The sequence below is a fragment of the Meiothermus sp. Pnk-1 genome (assembly GCF_003226535.1).
GTDB lineage: Bacteria > Deinococcota > Deinococci > Deinococcales > Thermaceae > Allomeiothermus.
This window is the reverse complement of record NZ_QKOB01000007.1, coordinates 35,244-49,685: the sequence shown is the minus strand read 5'-3', so window position 1 is coordinate 49,685 and position 14,442 is coordinate 35,244. Positions and strand designations below refer to the sequence as shown.

Here is a 14,442-nt window from a genome sequence, read left to right as displayed (position 1 = left end):
CAAAGACAATGCAGGGTTGGAATGTTGCTTTAGTAGTCCCCACTCTAAATGCAGGTGGTGAATGGGAGCGTTGGTTGGAAGCCTTCCGTGCCCAGACCTTTCGCCCTAGGCATTTGCTCATCATAGATTCTGGCTCCCAGGACAAAACTGTAGAGCTGGCTTTGGCCCATGGTTTTGAGGTTCGAAGAATTCCCCGTGAAGACTTTGATCATGGCAGAACTCGTCAGCTAGGCACTGAAATTTTAAAGGAAGCCGATTTGCTTATTTACATGACGCAGGATGCCATCCTTGCCCACCCAGAGGCCTTGGAGCGGTTGGTGGAGACTTTTGGTGATTCCACGGTGGGGGTAGCTTATGGTCGCCAGCTTCCACGCCCTGGGGCAGACCCCATTGAGTCACATGCACGCCTATTCAACTACCCGTCTCGCTCCGAACTGCGCAGCCAGTGGGACATTGCTTCCAAGGGTCTCAAAGCCGCGTTCAACTCGGACTCTTTTTCTTGCTATCGACGCAGTGCACTGGAGCAGATAGGGGGGTTCCCTAATAGGGTTATCCTGGGAGAGGACGTATATGTGGCTGCAAAGATGCTCCTCGCGGGTTGGAGGGTAGCCTACGTGGCCGAGGCTCAGGTTTATCATTCGCATAGCTACACGCTTGGACAAGAGTTTAAGCGCTATTTTGATATTGGGGTTTTTCATGCCAGAGAGCGATGGATAATTGAGGCTTTGGGGAAGGCAGAAGGAGAGGGGCTGCGTTTTTTATGCTCAGAGATGACCTACTTACGACAGAAGGCCCCGCTAAAAATCCCATCGGCTTTGCTGAGAACCCTACTTAAGTACGCAGCTTACCGTATGGGTTGCCTAGAGCACCGCATGCCTCAGCGTTTAAAGCGTTACCTGACCATGCATAAAGCATTTTTTACCCATGAACGCCGGTGATGCCATGAGGGCAAGTTATATAAGCGCTAAGCCTGAAAAGCAAATTGGCCTTCTCACCTTGGCCTCACCACGCCGGACTGTCACCGCACTGTTTGGCGCAGATTTGCTTTTGGTAGCAACCTCACTGTTTTTGGCGGTCTGGTTGCGCTACCTCTGGGACCGCACCCTCTTCTGGGATGTCTATCTTCCCCTGTGGCCGGCGGTGCTGCTGTTCCCGCTGGCCTACGGCCTGGCGGGGCTGTATGGTGTAGGCATCGCTCCCCCGGAGGAGCTGCGCCGGCTCTCTTACTCCACCAGTTTGGTCTTCGTGATCTTGGGGGCGGCTACCTTCATGTACAAGGCCGGGGCGGACTACTCCCGAGGGGCCTTTGTCTTCGCCTGGGGCCTAGCCTTGGTGCTGGTGCCGTTGGGCCGGGCGCTGGTGCGGGAGTTGTGGGCCAGGAAGCCCTGGTGGGGCGCGGCGGTGCTGGTGTTGGGGGCGGGCCAGACCGGCGAGGCGGTGGTGCGGGTCTTGCGCAAACAGCCCGCGCTGGGCCTCAAACCCGTGGCCTTGCTGGACGACGATCCGGCCAAACAAGGGCGGGAAGTGGAGAGGGTGCCGGTGGTGGGGGGCCTCGAGCGGGCCGGGGAGTTCGCCCGCATGGGGGTGCGGCACGCCGTCGTGGCCATGCCGGGGGTAGGGCGCGGCCGCCTGCTGGAGCTCTTGGAGCGGCACGGGATGGACTTTCCCCACCTGATCCTGATCCCCGACCTGTTTGGCCTGTCCAGCCTGTGGGTGACCTCGCGCGACCTGGGGGGGGTGCTGGGGCTCGAGGTGCGCCAGAAGCTCCTGTTGCCGGGGCCTAGGCTGGTGAAGCGGGCGATGGACCTGGGCTTGGTGATGGTTTTTGCTCTGCCGCTGCTCCTTTTGGTCGCCCTTCTCGGCCTGTTGATTCGCCTGGACTCGCCAGGGTCGTTGTTCTATGGCCACTCGCGGCTGGGATTGGCTGCGATTCGCTTTAGGGCGTGGAAATTTCGCTCCATGGTGCAGGATGCGGACCGCAAGCTGGCCGAGTACCTAGAGCGCCACCCGGAGCTGCGCGCGGAGTGGGAGCGCGACCAGAAGCTGAAGAACGACCCCCGGATCACGCGGGTGGGCAAGTTGTTGCGCAAGACCAGCCTGGACGAGCTGCCCCAGCTCTGGAACGTGCTCAAGGGGGAGATGAGCCTGGTGGGCCCCCGGCCCATCGTCGAGGAGGAGGTGGGTCGCTATGGCCCCCTCTTTGCCCTATACACCAAGGTCCGGCCAGGCCTGACCGGGCTGTGGCAGGTCTCCGGGCGCAACGACACCACCTATGACGAGCGGGTGGCCATGGACGCCTACTACGTGCGCAACTGGTCCCCCTGGCTGGACCTCTACATCCTGGCCCGCACGGTTTGGGTGGTGCTGTTCGGCAAGGGGGCTTACTGAGGTTGAGGGGGCTAAGGGCTGTTCTCTGGAGTGCCCCGTGGCTGCTGCTTCCGCTCGAGCCGGCCTGGGCCGGGGGGGTATTGGCCCTGGTAGGGGTGTGGAGCCTGGTTCGCGGGGGGCGGGTTTGGCTCTGGGGGCCTCTTCTGCTCTTTGCCCTACTGGGCTCGCTGGGCCAGCTCCTCTCGCCAAAAGAACTGTTTTCCCTGCCGCAGCCGGCCTTCCTGGGGACGCCCCCCGCTGGCCTTCCCCCTAACCAGATCCTCCCCTTCGAGCTGGGCGGGCTGCACGGCTGGAACCCTAAGGACGGGCCTGGGGGGCGGGCCGAGCGGGTGGAGGGGGGCTTCTGGCGCCTGCCGCGGCGGAACCCGGCCACGGGCCGCGAACAGGCCGAGTTCCTGATGGACCGCTGGTATCCCCTGAAGCCCGGCCAGACCTACACCCAGAGCTTCTACCTGCGCCACGATGGAAAGGAGGCCCGCTTCCAGATCACCTTTTTCACCGAGCGGGGCCATCATCCGGTTCCCACCCAGGTAGAACCGGTAGCCCCCGGGGTTTGGCGGGTTTGGGGGAGCTATATCGCCCAGGAAGGGGACCGGTCCGTGCGGGCTATTGATCTTCTCAATGGCGGAGGGGACTGGACTTATATCGAGATAGGCTTTGCCCAGCTCGAGGAGGGAGCGGCCCCTACCCCCTACCGCCCTGGCGTGATGGATCAGCCCAGCCTTTGGCAGCGGGTGTCCTGGTGGATCGGAACGGCGCTGCTGTCCGGGTTGGTGTTGCAGGGAAGTCTGTTCCTGCTGCAGCGGGCGAAGGCGGCCTGGGTGGCCGCAGCCCTGGCGGCGGGCCTGGCGCTCCACCTGGGGTATGGGGTGGTTCAACTCTCCCACCTCGAGGGAGCCGCGAGGGTCAGCGGCCTCTCCTCGCAGCCGAACTTCTTTGGGCACGGGGCGGTGATGGCGGCGGCGCTGGCCTGGCTGGTGGGGGGCTCGAGGGTGGGTGGCCTGACGCTGGTGCTGGCGGCGGGGGCGGTCTGGGTCTCCGGCAGCCGGGCGGCCTTTTGGGCCTGGGGGCTGTTGCTGGGGGCTTGGTGGTGGGGCTTGGGGCGCTGGCGCTGGGCGGTTCTGATCCCGCTGATGCTGTTGGGGGCGGCGCTGTCCGATCACCCTGAGTGGTTGGGGCGGTTGCAAGATGCGGCCAAGATAGACTCGAGCGCCGAGTCCCGGCTGCAATTTTGGCATATCGCCTGGCGGGCTTTTCGGGAGCACCCCCTAGGGGGGGTGGGGTTTGGCAATTTCCCCCTTTACTACCAGATCCATCTGCCTCCGGGGGCCATTGAAACTTATGTCCCCCACGCCCATAACCTGCTCTTGCAACTGCTGGCCGAGGGGGGGCTGCTGGGCTTGGCTGGGTTTGGGGTGCTGTGGGGGGGCGTGGCGCTCCTCCTGATCCGCCTGCGCGCCTGGAAAGGGCTCGCCTTGCTGGGGGTGGCCCTTTTGCTCAACCTCTTCGACTACACCTTCTTCAACGCGGCGGTCTACTACCCCCTTTGGGTGGGCCTGGCCTGGACTATCCTGCAAGCCGCACGGGATGGGCGCCTAGTGATGCCTGCACGGCGGGATCAGAACCATCCCGATACACTGACAGGGTGAGAGGCTGGCTTACCCTAATCACCCTGTTGGGCCTCGGCCTGGCCCAGACTTTGCCCACCTCGGGGTTTTTCCGCATCACCGCCACTCAGTCCAGCGCAGCGGCCACCCCCGGGGCCTGGCGTTACTCCATCAGCCCCAAGACCGATGAAGCCCGGCTGCTGTGGCGTCAGCACCTTCCCTTTTGGCAGCAGACCCTGCGCCAGGGGGGGAGGGTGCAGCTGGGGGCATACGCCTTGCGCTTTGTGGGCGGAAAGCTGGTGCTCGAGCCAGGCTGCCCGGCGCCCAACCCCAGCTGTTTTACCCGCACCGCGAGCGCGTTCCCTGCTTGGCAGCAGGAGGCGATTTTGCTGGACTTCTCCAACGCCCTGGTGCAGGCCATCCGCGAGGGCACCCGGCGGGCTAAACCTTACCCCACGACCCTTACCGTCTCCAAGCTGGTGCGCATCCAGCTCAACTCCGATGGCACCTACTCGGCCACCCCCAGCGGTTGGAGGCCATAGCGCTCAGGTGAACAGGGCAGAGACCGATTCGCCCCGGTGAATGCGCCAGATGGCCTCGGCGAACAGGGGGCCTACGGAGAGGGTTTGCAACTTGCGGCTTTGCTGGGTGGCGGTGGCGCAGGTGTTGGTGGCGGCCACTTCGATCACCGGGCTTTTCTCGATGCGCTCCACGGCGGGCCCTACGTACACCCCGTGGGTCACGGCGGCGTAGACCTGCTTGGCCCCGGCCTCCAGCACCGTGTCCACGGCTTTGACCAGCGAGCCCGCGGTGGAGATCTCGTCGTCGATGATGAGGGCGTTCTTCCCCCTCACGTCGCCCACCAGGGCCCTGGCCGCCACCTCGGTATCGGAGAGGCGCTGCTTGTCGATGAAGGCCAGCGGGAGGGCCAGCCGGCGGGCCAGCGAGGAGGCCCGTTTGAGGTCCCCGGCGTCGGGGGCCACGATCACCGAGCGCTCGAGGTCTTCCACCCGGGTGGCGAAGTAGTTGGCGATCACCGGCTCGGCGGAGAGGTGGTCCATGGGGATCTTGAAGAAGCCGTGCACCTGGGGGGAGTGCAGGGTCATGGTGAGCACCCGGTCGGCCCCGGCGGTCTGGATGAGGTCGGCCACCAACCGCCCGGCGATGGAGATGCGCGGGGCGTCCTTTTTGTCCGAGCGGGCGTAGGAGTAGTAGGGGATTACCGCGGTGACCCGGGCCGCGCTCGAGCCCTTGGCCGCGTCGATCATCATCAGGAGTTCCATCAGGTGCTCGTGCACCGGTGGGGTCAGCGACTGCACGATGAACACGTCGGCGGAGCGTAAGCTCTCCTCGAAGCGCACGAAGAGGTTGTCGTTGGCGAACTTCTCGGTGGTGGATTTGCCGAGCGGAATGCCCAGGTTTGTGCAGATTTCGCGGGCCAAAGCGGGGTTGGACTGGCCGGTGAAGACCATCAGGGGCTGATCCATGCCGTGTAAGAGCATAACAAGCGGAGCGCCAAACGCCAAACGCCTAGAGGGGGTCGATCTCGCGCTGCACGCCGGTGGTGATCTCCGGCCCGGCTTGGTGGAGGTAGACGTTGATCTCGCTCCTGAGCCCCCAAGGCCCGGGATAGACCCCAGGTTCTACCGTAAACGCCAGGCCAGGGATGAGGGGGCGGGTGTCGTGGGTCTCGAGGGCGTCCAGGTGGGTTCCGTTGCCGTGGGGGGCGGCAAAGCCCAGGTTGTGGCCGGTGCGGTGCAGGATGTAGGCCCCCAACCCGGCCCCCTCCAGCACCTCCCGGGCGGCTTGGTCCACCTCGAGCCCTTGGGGGTGGCGGCCCTCCCGGTAGGCCTGGGCTATGTACTCCACCGCCCGGTCGCGGGCTTGGGTGACCGCTTGGAAGGCTCGGTGGACCTCCTCCGGCACCTCCCAGCCGGCCATCCAGGTCACGTCGGCGTAGGGGCCGGAGGGCTCCTTGCACCACAGGTCGATGAGGACCACCTGGCCGCGCTCGAGCCGGGCCAGGCCGGGGGTGTGGTGGGGGTTGGCGGCGTGGGGACCAAAGGCCACCATCGGCGGGTGGTCGAAGGTAAGCCCCCGGGCCGCGAAGACCTGGCCGATCTCGGCCTGGACCTCGAGCTCGCTGGGCGGATCGTCTAGGCGCGAACGGATGAAGTGCAAAGCCCGCTGGAGGGCGCCCTCGATCCCCTGGGCGGCTCGTTTGTGCGCGGCCAGGGCTTCGGCGTTCCAGGTCTGAAACTGCAAGAGGATCTCCGCCGAGGAGACCACCTCGAGCCCCATCCCCCGCAAGAGTTCGATAGTCCCGGCGTCCACCCGGGAGAGGTAGGGGATGCTCCCGCCGGGCTGGTACTCCATCGCCACCCGGCCGTAGGGGGCCACCACCTCCTCGAGGGCGGCCTTGAAGGACGCGAGCGAGTGGAACACCCGCTTCTTGCCGGGCAGGGGAGGGAAGAGGCTTTCCTCGATGGCGTGGACGATCAGGGTGGGTTCGCCCCAAGCCGGGATCAAGTAGGCAAAGCGCCGGGAGAGGTGTAGCTGGGAAAGCCCCAGAAAATCCAGGGCCAAGGGGTTGCTGCCAAAGAAGCTATAGAGTAGCCAGGCCGGGGTTTTGCCCTGGCGCAGGACCGACTGAACCTTGGCGATCTCCATAGGGGCTATTCTATTCGGGTGTGCCGGGACACCTTTCCCCCAGGGTCGTGTGATACTTTTTAAAGTTAGGAGGATCGCATGGTCCAAGAGCCCAAGGCTTTCCAGGAAAGCGGCGGGGTAGAGCCGCCCGTTTTGACCATCACCGAGAACGCCGCCGCCAAGGCGCAGGAAATCTTGCAAAAGTACAACAAGCCCCAGGCTGCCATCCGGGTCTTCGTCAAGTCGGGCGGATGCAGCGGCTACCAATACGGGATGGCGGTAGATGAGCGTGAGCTCGAGGGCGACACCTTCGTGGAGATGCACGGGGTGCGCCTGGTGGTAGACCGGATGTCCTTGCCCTTGCTGATAGGCTCCCAGGTGGACTGGGTGGAAAACCTGATGGGCGGCGGCTTCACCGTCAACAACCCCAACGCCACCTCTTCCTGTGGCTGCGGCCACTCCTTCCGTACCGATGGGGCCAAGGCCCCCGCAGGCGCGGGGGGCTGCGGTGGCCATTAGGGCTCGCCCTTCCTGACCCCCTCCGACCCCGGAGGGGGTTTTCGCGTTGAGCCAAGGGCCTGAAGGCAGGGCTGGATGCCGGGCCGGTGGTTACGAAGGAAAGCGAGCCTACAATTCCGATCCGATCCACCGTTCGGTGGACGCCAATCAACCAAAAGCCCTATAGGTCATCAGATTGACGGTAATGCTCCTCTGGCTATAATGATGGCGGCAAAGAAAAAATGCCATCTGTATAGCTTCAAGGAGGCCTGATGAACCGTTTGAGTAAGTTCGCCGTGCTGGGCTTTGCCCTAGCCGGGCTGGCCTGGGCCGGTCCGCAGGACAACAGCCTGATCGTGGGGGCTTCGCAAGAACCCCGGGTGTTGGCGGGAGATTTCCTCAATGTGATCTCCAACCAGGCCATCAAGAGCGAGATGGAGCAATATCTGATCGCTCCCCTGATCGGCACCAATGCCGAAAGCGAAAACTTCCCGGTGCTGGTGACGGAGCTGCCCACCGAGCAAAACCGCCGCCTGCGGGTGACCGATATCGGTGGGGGTAAAAAGCGGCTCGAGATGGACCTGACCCTCAAGGAAGGGCTAAAGTGGTCCGACGGCCAGCCCCTCACCACCGACGACATCAAGTTCTACTACGACGTGGGTAAGGCCCCCGGCATGCCGGTGTTGAACCCCGACTACTGGCAGCGGGTGAAGTTGAGCGTGAAAGATGCCCGCAACTTTACGGTAACCTTTGAGCCCGCCTACTACTACGACACCTACGGCTCGCCCATCGGCTACGCCCCGGCCCACGTCATGAAGGCGGAGTTCGACAAGGCCCTGGCCCAGGTCAAGGGGCTCAACCTGGACAAGGACGCCGAGAAGATCAACGAGATCTACCGGGCTTTCTTCAACAGCTTCTCCACCCCGCAGGCCATCAACGCCCGCAAGATGGTCTACTCCGGGCCGTTCCGGGTTAGCCGCTGGGTGCCGGGGAACAGCGTGGAGATGGTGCGCAACCCCAACTTCACCGCCCTCACCCCTCAAGGGGGAGCCGATAAGTACGTGCAGAAGGTCACCTACCGCTTCATCCAGAACACCAACTCGCTCCTGGTGGCCATTCTGGGGGGCGGGATCGACGTCACCTCCTCGGTGGCCCTGACCTTCGACCAAGCCCGCTCCCGGCAGCTCACTAGCCGGGCCCCGGGCCGCTTCGACATCTGGTTCGTCCCCGGGCCCATCTGGGAGCACATCGACGTAAACAAGTTCAGCAACTGCCAGCAGGTCAAGGATCTGGGCCTTGACGACGTGCGCACCCGCCAGGCCCTCCTCTACGCCATGAACCGCGAAGGGCTGGTCAAGGCCTTCTTCGACGGCCTGCAGCCGGTGGCCCACACCTGGATCGCCCCGGTGAACCCTCTGTTCAACCCCAACGTGACCAAGTACGAGTACAACCTCAAGAAGGCCGAGGACCTCTTGGCCCAGCTGGGGTGGAAGAAGGGCCCGGACGGCATCCTGCAGCGCACCGTGGGAGGGCGCACCGTCCGCTTCGAGATCGAGTTTGTCACCACCGCGGGCAACGCCATCCGCGAGCGCACCCAGCAGTTCCTCGCCAACGACTTCAAACAGCTGGGCATCTCCGTCAAGATCAACAACGCCCCCAGCGCGGTGGTCTTCGCCGACGACTTCATCCAGCGCGCCTCAGAATGCCGCTGGACGGGGCTGTTCGAGTTTGCCTGGGTGTCCAGCCTGGCTGAGGGCGGCGACCTCTTCCAGTACAAGAACCTGAACACCGGGGCCATCTCGGTGCCGACCAAGGACAACAACTACCAAGGGCAGAACATCGGCGGCTGGCGCAACGACGACTTCGACCGCCTGACCAGCCAGGGCGTGCTCGAGTTCAACGAGGCGCGCCGCAAGCAGCTGTTCGCCCAGGCGCAGGAGATCTGGGCCAAGGAGCTGCCGGCCCTTCCGCTGTACTTCCGCTCCAACCCCTACGTGGTGCGCAAGGGTCTGGTGAACTACGTCTCCTCTGCCTACTCCGGCGGCAACGGCTACCCCGGCTGGAACGCCTGGGAGATCGGCTGGGAGAGCCGCGGCGCGGTGAAGCGCCTCGACCAGGCCAAGTACGCCAGCGCCTTCAACCAGTAAACCCCGATCGCCCTGTAGGCCCGCAGGCACACCTGCGGGCTTTTCTCTGCCCAACCGCCGCAGACCTCGAGGCGCGTTGAGCATTTTTACCGAAATGGGGGCATAATCTGAACGTGGAGGTTTGAGGCTTGTGTTTGCTTACACGGTACGAAGGCTACTCCAGATGGTGCCGCTGTTGTTTGCGGCTTCTGTCGTGATCTACGCGCTATTGGCGTTGCAGCCGGGCGATCCGCTGGACGAACTAAAGCGCAACAACCCGCGCATCACCGCCGAACAGCTCGAGCAACTCCGCCGGGCCTATGGGCTGGATCAGCCCATCTATATCCGCTATTTCAAGTGGTTGGGCCGGGCGGCGCAGGGAGACCTGGGCCAGTCCCGCACCTACGGGATTCCTGCGGGGGAGTACATCTTCGGGCAGCGGCTGCCTAAGACCCTGCTGCTGTCGGGGTTGGCGTTTATCCTGGCCCTGGCGGTGGCGATCCCGGTAGGCATCTTTTCGGCAGTGCGGCAGTACACGGCAGCGGACTACGCTATCACCTTCATCTCGTTCTTGGGGTTTTCCATCCCCATCTTTTTTTTGGGCATCCTGCTTCTGTATTTCTTCGCGGTGGTGATGCCGGAGAACCTGCGGCTGCCCACCGGAGGAGTGCCCCCGTACTTGCCCTCGGACATAGGCAGCACGGTGAGCCTGGGCGAGTACGTCGTGCAGTGGATTCGCCACCTGATCCTGCCGGTGCTGGCCCTCTCGCTGATCCAGATGGCGGCCTGGACCCGCTTCATGCGGGCCAGCCTGCTCGAGGTCCTGAACCAGGACTACGTGCGCACCGCCCGCTCCAAGGGGCTCTCCGAGCGGGTGGTGCTGTATAAACACGCCTTGCGCAACGCCCTGATCCCCATGGTCACGCTGGTGGGGCTGGCCATCCCGGGGGTACTGGGGGGGGCGGTCATCACCGAGACCATCTTCTCCTGGCCGGGCATGGGGCGGGCTATCTTTGACGCCTTGTTGGAGAAGGATTACAACGTGGCGATGGCGTCTTTGGCCCTGCTGGCGTTGCTGACGGTGCTCTTCAACCTCATCGCGGACCTGATGTATGCGGTGGTGGATCCGCGCATCCGCTACAATTAGGGGGCTTTATGGCAACGGTTGCAGCAAAACCCCAGTGGGCCCAGTCGCAGTCCACCTGGGCCTTGGCCTGGCGGCGCTTCAGGAAGCACAAGCTCGCCATGGCCTCCTTGATCTTCATTATCCTCCTGATCTTAATGGCTGTGTTAGCCCCCTACATTGCCCCCTACGACCCCACCGCCCAACCCACCCAGGGGGATCTGGGGGCGCAGTACTTCAACCCTCCCTCCTCCCAGCACTGGCTAGGCACCGATGACCTGGGCCGCGACGTGCTCTCGCGGATCATCTACGGCTCCCGGATTTCCCTGTTGGTGGGGTTCACTGCGGCTATTGCCAGCGTACTGATCGGCACCGTGCTGGGTACGCTGGCCGGGTATTTCGCCGGCAAGCCCTTCCGCTTCTACCTGGGGCCCTTGGCCCCGGCCAAAGAGGGTTGGCACCCGCTCCCCTTTGCGGGGTGGCGGGTGATCTCCTGGGGGCTTTACTACCTGGCGCTGTACCTGATCGCAGACCTGGCCTGGAAACTCTCCGGCGATGACGTCCGGGCGTACTTGGGCGGGGAGCGGAGCTTGGGCAACCTGCTCTCCGGGCTGGGCCTGCTGGTGGCCTGGGGAGCGGTGGCGGCGGCGGCCATATGGGGTATGTGGGGGACCATCCGGCTCGACTTGGACATCGTGATCAGCCGGGTGATCGACTTTGTGCTGACCATTCCTACCCTGCCCCTGCTGCTGGTGCTTTCGGCGCTGCTGCGCGACCCCAACGTGGTGGTGGGGCAGTGGGCGCAAGCCGCTTTCGGCGAATCGGCCTCGGTGTTCATCATCATCGCCATCCTGGTGGTGCTGGGCTGGACCGGGACCGCCCGCCTGATCCGCGGAGCGATCCTCTCCTTGCGGGAGCAGGATTTCACCGCGGCAGCCCAGGCCATGGGGGCCAGCGAGAGTCGGATCATGTTCCGCCACCTGGTTCCCAACGCGCTGGCGCCGGTGATCGTGAGCGTGACCTTGGGCGTGGGTGACGCCATCGTGACCGAGGCGGCCCTATCCTTCCTGGGCTTTGGCGTCCAGCCCCCGGTGGCGACCTGGGGTAACATGCTCTCCAACGCCCAAGAATATATTTTCTCGGCCCCCTGGCTGGCGTTGGCGCCGGGTTTTATGATCTTCGTCACGGTGCTGGCGTTCAACTACATGGGCGACGGCTTGCGTGACGCCCTGGACCCGCGTAGCCGGTTGTGAAGGATCTCTCCGTAGCCCCTATCTCACCGGGAGAGGGGTTCGACCTTCTCGCATGGGGGCTCTTACGTCCAGCATAGGGCGTTGAGCGTTTTGCGTTTTGCCTTTAGCGTAGGGGGGATGCGCCGTCTCCTGTTCGCTTGGATCAGCCTGCCGCTGTTGTGGCCGCAACTCAGCCTGGACCTGAAGCCCGAAGCCCTGTTCCGGTTGCACTGGGGGAGCACCGGGAACCTAGGAACCGCCGGGCTTAGCCTGCAAGCCAGTACCACCGCAGCCCGGTTTACCCTGCAGGGCAAGGGGGCGGTGTGGGTGGACCTCGAGCCCCAGGCCGACCTCCTGGAAGGGTATCTGGACGCCCGGCTCGAGCCCTACCGGGTGGTGGTGGGCAAGTGGGCCCGCTACGGCAATCCGGAGGACCTGACCCCCTTTGGTCCGGAGGGGGCTTGGGGGGTATACGGAAGCTATGCGCTGGCCGAGCCGGTAGGCCACCTTTCGCTCGAGGCCGCCTACTTGTGGGGTGGCCGGGTCTATCTGGGAGGCCGGAGCGGAGGGTTCTCGGCGGGGGCCTTCCTGGGAGGGTCGGGCTTCACCCCGCGCCTGGGACTGGAAGGGGTGTACGGGGGGCTGTATTGGCAGGGCGACCGGGGGGTGTTCGGCCACGGCAGGTGGGCCGTTTCCCCTCAGGACGCCCTCGAGGGCTCCTTCTGGTGGAACCCCGGGCGCAAGCTGCTGCTCGGCCTGGCCTACAGCTACGCCGATGGGGTACGGCTGGGGCTGGACGCCAGCTTCCAGCCGCTAGGGGCTTACCGGGTGTGGCTCGAGGTCTGGGGGAGGTAGGCCAGCGCGGCGATGTCCTCGGCGATGCGCCGGGCTGCTCCGGGCACCCCCATGGCTTTTTCCCCTTCCTCCTGCGCGGCTCGGTAGGCCTCGGGGTGAGCGAGCAGGGTCCGGGCGGCCTGGGCAAGCTCAGGAGGAGAGGGAGGGGTCAGGGTGAGGGCCCGGCCCAACAGCTGCTGCTGTGCCCGGGCAAAGCTCGCGGTGTACTGCGGGCCCGGGGTGGGGAAGCCGATGAGGGGTACTCCGTGCCCGGCGGCCTGCTCGGCGGCGCTGCCGGAGGTTGAGAAGGCCAGCCTGGACCCCAGCAGGGCCGATTTGAAGGCTCCCTGGGTGAGGAAGACCCGGGTGCCGTCGGGGTGGCTCAGGGTGTGGGTGATGCCGGCCTCCCGGCCAGCGAGCCGCTCGAGCCTCCAGCCCGGGGCGCGTAGCCGCTCCAGGTCCAGCCCTGCCCAAGCCACGAGCGGGGTCAGCCCCGGGAGGCGCAGCGCGCGCACCGCCTCCAGCATGATCGGCAGGCTGAAGTAGGCATCGCTCCGGGAGCCGGGGAGGAGGAGGAGATAGGGGGGGGAGGGCTCGAGGGGGGCCTCGCCCTCGAGGGCGTCGAGCAGGGGGTTTCCCAGGTACACCGCTTGCCGGACCCCCCGCGCCTGGAGCCAGGCCGCGCTCTCGGGGTCGCGGGGGTAGACCCGCGCGGCCCGGCGCATGAGTAGCCGCTCGGGGAGCAGAAAGCGTTGGGCGGGGAGGTGTTCGATGGCCTCGAGGCCCCTTCCCCCCGGGTAGCGCACCGAGACCAGCGGCTGCACCTGGAAAAGCGGCCTCCCCCCGTAGCGGCTGCCCAGAAAAAGCCCGTAGAGGTCGCCCACCACCAGCGTGGCCGCCCCCGCAGCCACCGCGCGCAATGCCCGCACCTGCGCTTGGGTCATCGCCAGCCAGCCGGCGCGCAGATCGGCCAGGAGGGCCCGGGGGTTGAGGCGCACGAACCCCCCCGAGGGCATCTCCCGGCGCGGCCCCAGCACCGGAAAACCGGCCCGCTCGTAGGCGTTTCCCCGGCCCACCAGCGGGAGGGGCAGGGGCTCGAGGCCTAAGTGCGCTAGCTCCCGGGCGATGGCCACCCCGATGGCGTCCTCGCCGTGGCCGTTGGAGAGGATAAGGATACGTGGTCCGTTCATGCTGCCCCCCACGGCGTGTAGCCCGCCCCGACAAAGTACAGCCCCTGGGGAGGGGCGGTCGGCCCGGCCTGGGAGCGGCGGCCGCCCTTGAGCAACTCCCGTACGCTCTGCGAGTCTCGTTTACCCAGTCCTATCTCGACCAGGGTACCTACCATGCTCCGCACCTGGCCCCGCAGAAACCCCGACCCTACGAACTCGAGGTGGATTTCCCGCTCGTTTTTGGCATCCTGGGCGATATCGGGGGTGAGGACGGTGAGGTGGGCCCGGTAGATTTGCCGTACGGTGGGCCGCTTCTCCTTGACCGCAAAGGCTTGGAAGTCGTGCTCGCCCACCAGGTGCTCAAGGGCGTGGCGCATGGCCACCAGGTTCAGGTTTTGCGGTAGCCACCAGGCGTAGTGGCGCAAGAGGGGGCTGGGCATCTTGCGGTTCAAGATACGGTAGCGATAAGCCCGCCAGCAGCAGCTCTTGCGGGCGTGAAACCCCGGCGGTGCCTCCTGGGCGGCCAGGGCCCGCAGGTCGGGCGGCAGCAGGCCGTTGAGGGCGAAGGGGATCTTCTCAGGGGGAATGGTATCGAGGGTATCGTAGTGGAAGGGCATCGCCAGGGCGTGAACCCCGGCGTCGGTGCGGCCCGCGGCCACCACCTTGGGGATGGCGCCGGGGATCTGCGCGAGGGCCTGCTCGAGGGTGTTTTGCACGGTACGCTCGCCCTGGGCCTGGGTTTGCAGCCCCGCGAAGTGCGTCCCGTCGAATTCGACGATGAGCTTGATCCGCCGCACGTCTTAAAGCCTAGCAAAG

General features: G+C 65.2%; 13 protein-coding genes. 9 read left to right on the top strand and 4 right to left on the bottom strand.

Annotated elements, in window-relative coordinates; all coding sequences use genetic code 11:
• Positions 1–8 precede the first annotated feature (8 nt).
• From DNA98_RS11400 to DNA98_RS11385, 4 genes are read left to right on the top strand one after another with little or no spacing between them, the layout of a single operon-like run.
• Complete coding sequence (locus DNA98_RS11400; protein WP_110530776.1) at positions 9–938, top strand: glycosyltransferase family 2 protein; 930 nt, start codon at positions 9–11, stop codon at positions 936–938.
• Positions 939–942: 4 nt separating this feature from the next.
• Positions 943–2,388, top strand: a complete 1,446-nt coding sequence (wbaP, locus tag DNA98_RS11395; protein WP_110530896.1) for an undecaprenyl-phosphate galactose phosphotransferase WbaP — start codon at positions 943–945, stop codon at positions 2,386–2,388.
• Between the two features lie 2 nt (positions 2,389–2,390).
• On the top strand, positions 2,391–4,037 hold the full coding sequence (locus DNA98_RS18355) for an O-antigen ligase (protein ID WP_110530774.1): 1,647 nt from the start codon (positions 2,391–2,393) through the stop codon (positions 4,035–4,037).
• Positions 4,034–4,537, top strand: coding sequence for a hypothetical protein (locus tag DNA98_RS11385; RefSeq protein WP_110530772.1), 504 nt, complete (start codon positions 4,034–4,036; stop codon positions 4,535–4,537). The genes DNA98_RS18355 and DNA98_RS11385 overlap by 4 nt, the downstream gene beginning before the upstream one ends.
• Positions 4,538–4,540: 3 nt before the next feature.
• Here the strand turns inward: DNA98_RS11385 and DNA98_RS11380 are convergent, their stop codons facing one another.
• Positions 4,541–5,482, bottom strand: coding sequence for a ribose-phosphate pyrophosphokinase (locus DNA98_RS11380; RefSeq protein ID WP_110530770.1), 942 nt, complete (start codon positions 5,480–5,482; stop codon positions 4,541–4,543).
• A 43-nt stretch (positions 5,483–5,525) separates the two neighbouring features.
• Positions 5,526–6,665: a Xaa-Pro peptidase family protein gene (locus DNA98_RS11375; RefSeq protein ID WP_110530768.1), complete on the bottom strand. Its 1,140-nt coding sequence runs from the start codon at positions 6,663–6,665 to the stop codon at positions 5,526–5,528.
• Between the two features lie 78 nt (positions 6,666–6,743).
• Between DNA98_RS11375 and erpA the strand changes: the two genes are divergently transcribed.
• The 5 genes from erpA to DNA98_RS11350 all read left to right on the top strand — a co-directional run bounded on the left by erpA (position 6,744) and on the right by DNA98_RS11350 (position 12,478).
• On the top strand, positions 6,744–7,163 hold the full coding sequence (gene erpA, locus DNA98_RS11370; protein ID WP_110530766.1) for an iron-sulfur cluster insertion protein ErpA: 420 nt from the start codon (positions 6,744–6,746) through the stop codon (positions 7,161–7,163).
• Positions 7,164–7,414: 251 nt separating this feature from the next.
• A complete protein-coding gene (locus DNA98_RS11365; RefSeq protein ID WP_110530764.1) occupies positions 7,415–9,289 on the top strand; it encodes a peptide ABC transporter substrate-binding protein in 1,875 nt (624 codons plus the stop codon).
• Between the two features lie 130 nt (positions 9,290–9,419).
• Positions 9,420–10,415, top strand: coding sequence for an ABC transporter permease (locus DNA98_RS11360; protein ID WP_110530762.1), 996 nt, complete (start codon positions 9,420–9,422; stop codon positions 10,413–10,415).
• Between the two features lie 8 nt (positions 10,416–10,423).
• Positions 10,424–11,644 carry an ABC transporter permease gene (locus tag DNA98_RS11355; protein WP_110530761.1) on the top strand — a complete coding sequence of 407 codons (1,221 nt, stop codon included), beginning with the start codon at positions 10,424–10,426 and terminating at the stop codon, positions 11,642–11,644.
• Between the two features lie 117 nt (positions 11,645–11,761).
• Entirely contained in the window at positions 11,762–12,478 is a 717-nt protein-coding gene (locus DNA98_RS11350; RefSeq protein ID WP_110530759.1) for a hypothetical protein, read from the top strand.
• Here DNA98_RS11350 and DNA98_RS11345 read toward each other — a convergent pair.
• Together DNA98_RS11345 and truA are read right to left on the bottom strand one after the other, a co-directional pair.
• The gene (locus DNA98_RS11345) at positions 12,445–13,647 is read right to left on the bottom strand and encodes a lipid-A-disaccharide synthase-related protein (protein WP_110530757.1); all 1,203 of its coding nucleotides are present in this window, start codon (positions 13,645–13,647) and stop codon (positions 12,445–12,447) included. The genes DNA98_RS11350 and DNA98_RS11345 overlap by 34 nt on opposite strands.
• Positions 13,644–14,423, bottom strand: coding sequence for a tRNA pseudouridine(38-40) synthase TruA (gene truA, locus DNA98_RS11340; RefSeq protein ID WP_110530755.1), 780 nt, complete (start codon positions 14,421–14,423; stop codon positions 13,644–13,646). The genes DNA98_RS11345 and truA overlap by 4 nt, the downstream gene beginning before the upstream one ends.
• Positions 14,424–14,442: the final 19 nt, after the last annotated feature.

What these genes read in the sequence shown, in the direction of transcription:
- DNA98_RS11400 (WP_110530776.1), top strand. Translation starts at nt 9, where the DNA reads ATGCAGGGTTGGAATGTTGCTTTAGTAGTCCCCACTCTAAATGCAGGT.
- DNA98_RS11355 (WP_110530761.1), top strand. Translation starts at nt 10,424, where the DNA reads ATGGCAACGGTTGCAGCAAAACCCCAGTGGGCCCAGTCGCAGTCCACC.
- DNA98_RS11350 (WP_110530759.1), top strand. Translation starts at nt 11,762, where the DNA reads ATGCGCCGTCTCCTGTTCGCTTGGATCAGCCTGCCGCTGTTGTGGCCG.
- DNA98_RS11365 (WP_110530764.1), top strand. Translation starts at nt 7,415, where the DNA reads ATGAACCGTTTGAGTAAGTTCGCCGTGCTGGGCTTTGCCCTAGCCGGG.
- erpA (WP_110530766.1), top strand. Translation starts at nt 6,744, where the DNA reads ATGGTCCAAGAGCCCAAGGCTTTCCAGGAAAGCGGCGGGGTAGAGCCG.
- DNA98_RS11380 (WP_110530770.1), bottom strand. Translation starts at nt 5,482, where the DNA reads ATGGATCAGCCCCTGATGGTCTTCACCGGCCAGTCCAACCCCGCTTTG.
- DNA98_RS11345 (WP_110530757.1), bottom strand. Translation starts at nt 13,647, where the DNA reads ATGAACGGACCACGTATCCTTATCCTCTCCAACGGCCACGGCGAGGAC.
- wbaP (WP_110530896.1), top strand. Translation starts at nt 943, where the DNA reads ATGAGGGCAAGTTATATAAGCGCTAAGCCTGAAAAGCAAATTGGCCTT.
- DNA98_RS11375 (WP_110530768.1), bottom strand. Translation starts at nt 6,665, where the DNA reads ATGGAGATCGCCAAGGTTCAGTCGGTCCTGCGCCAGGGCAAAACCCCG.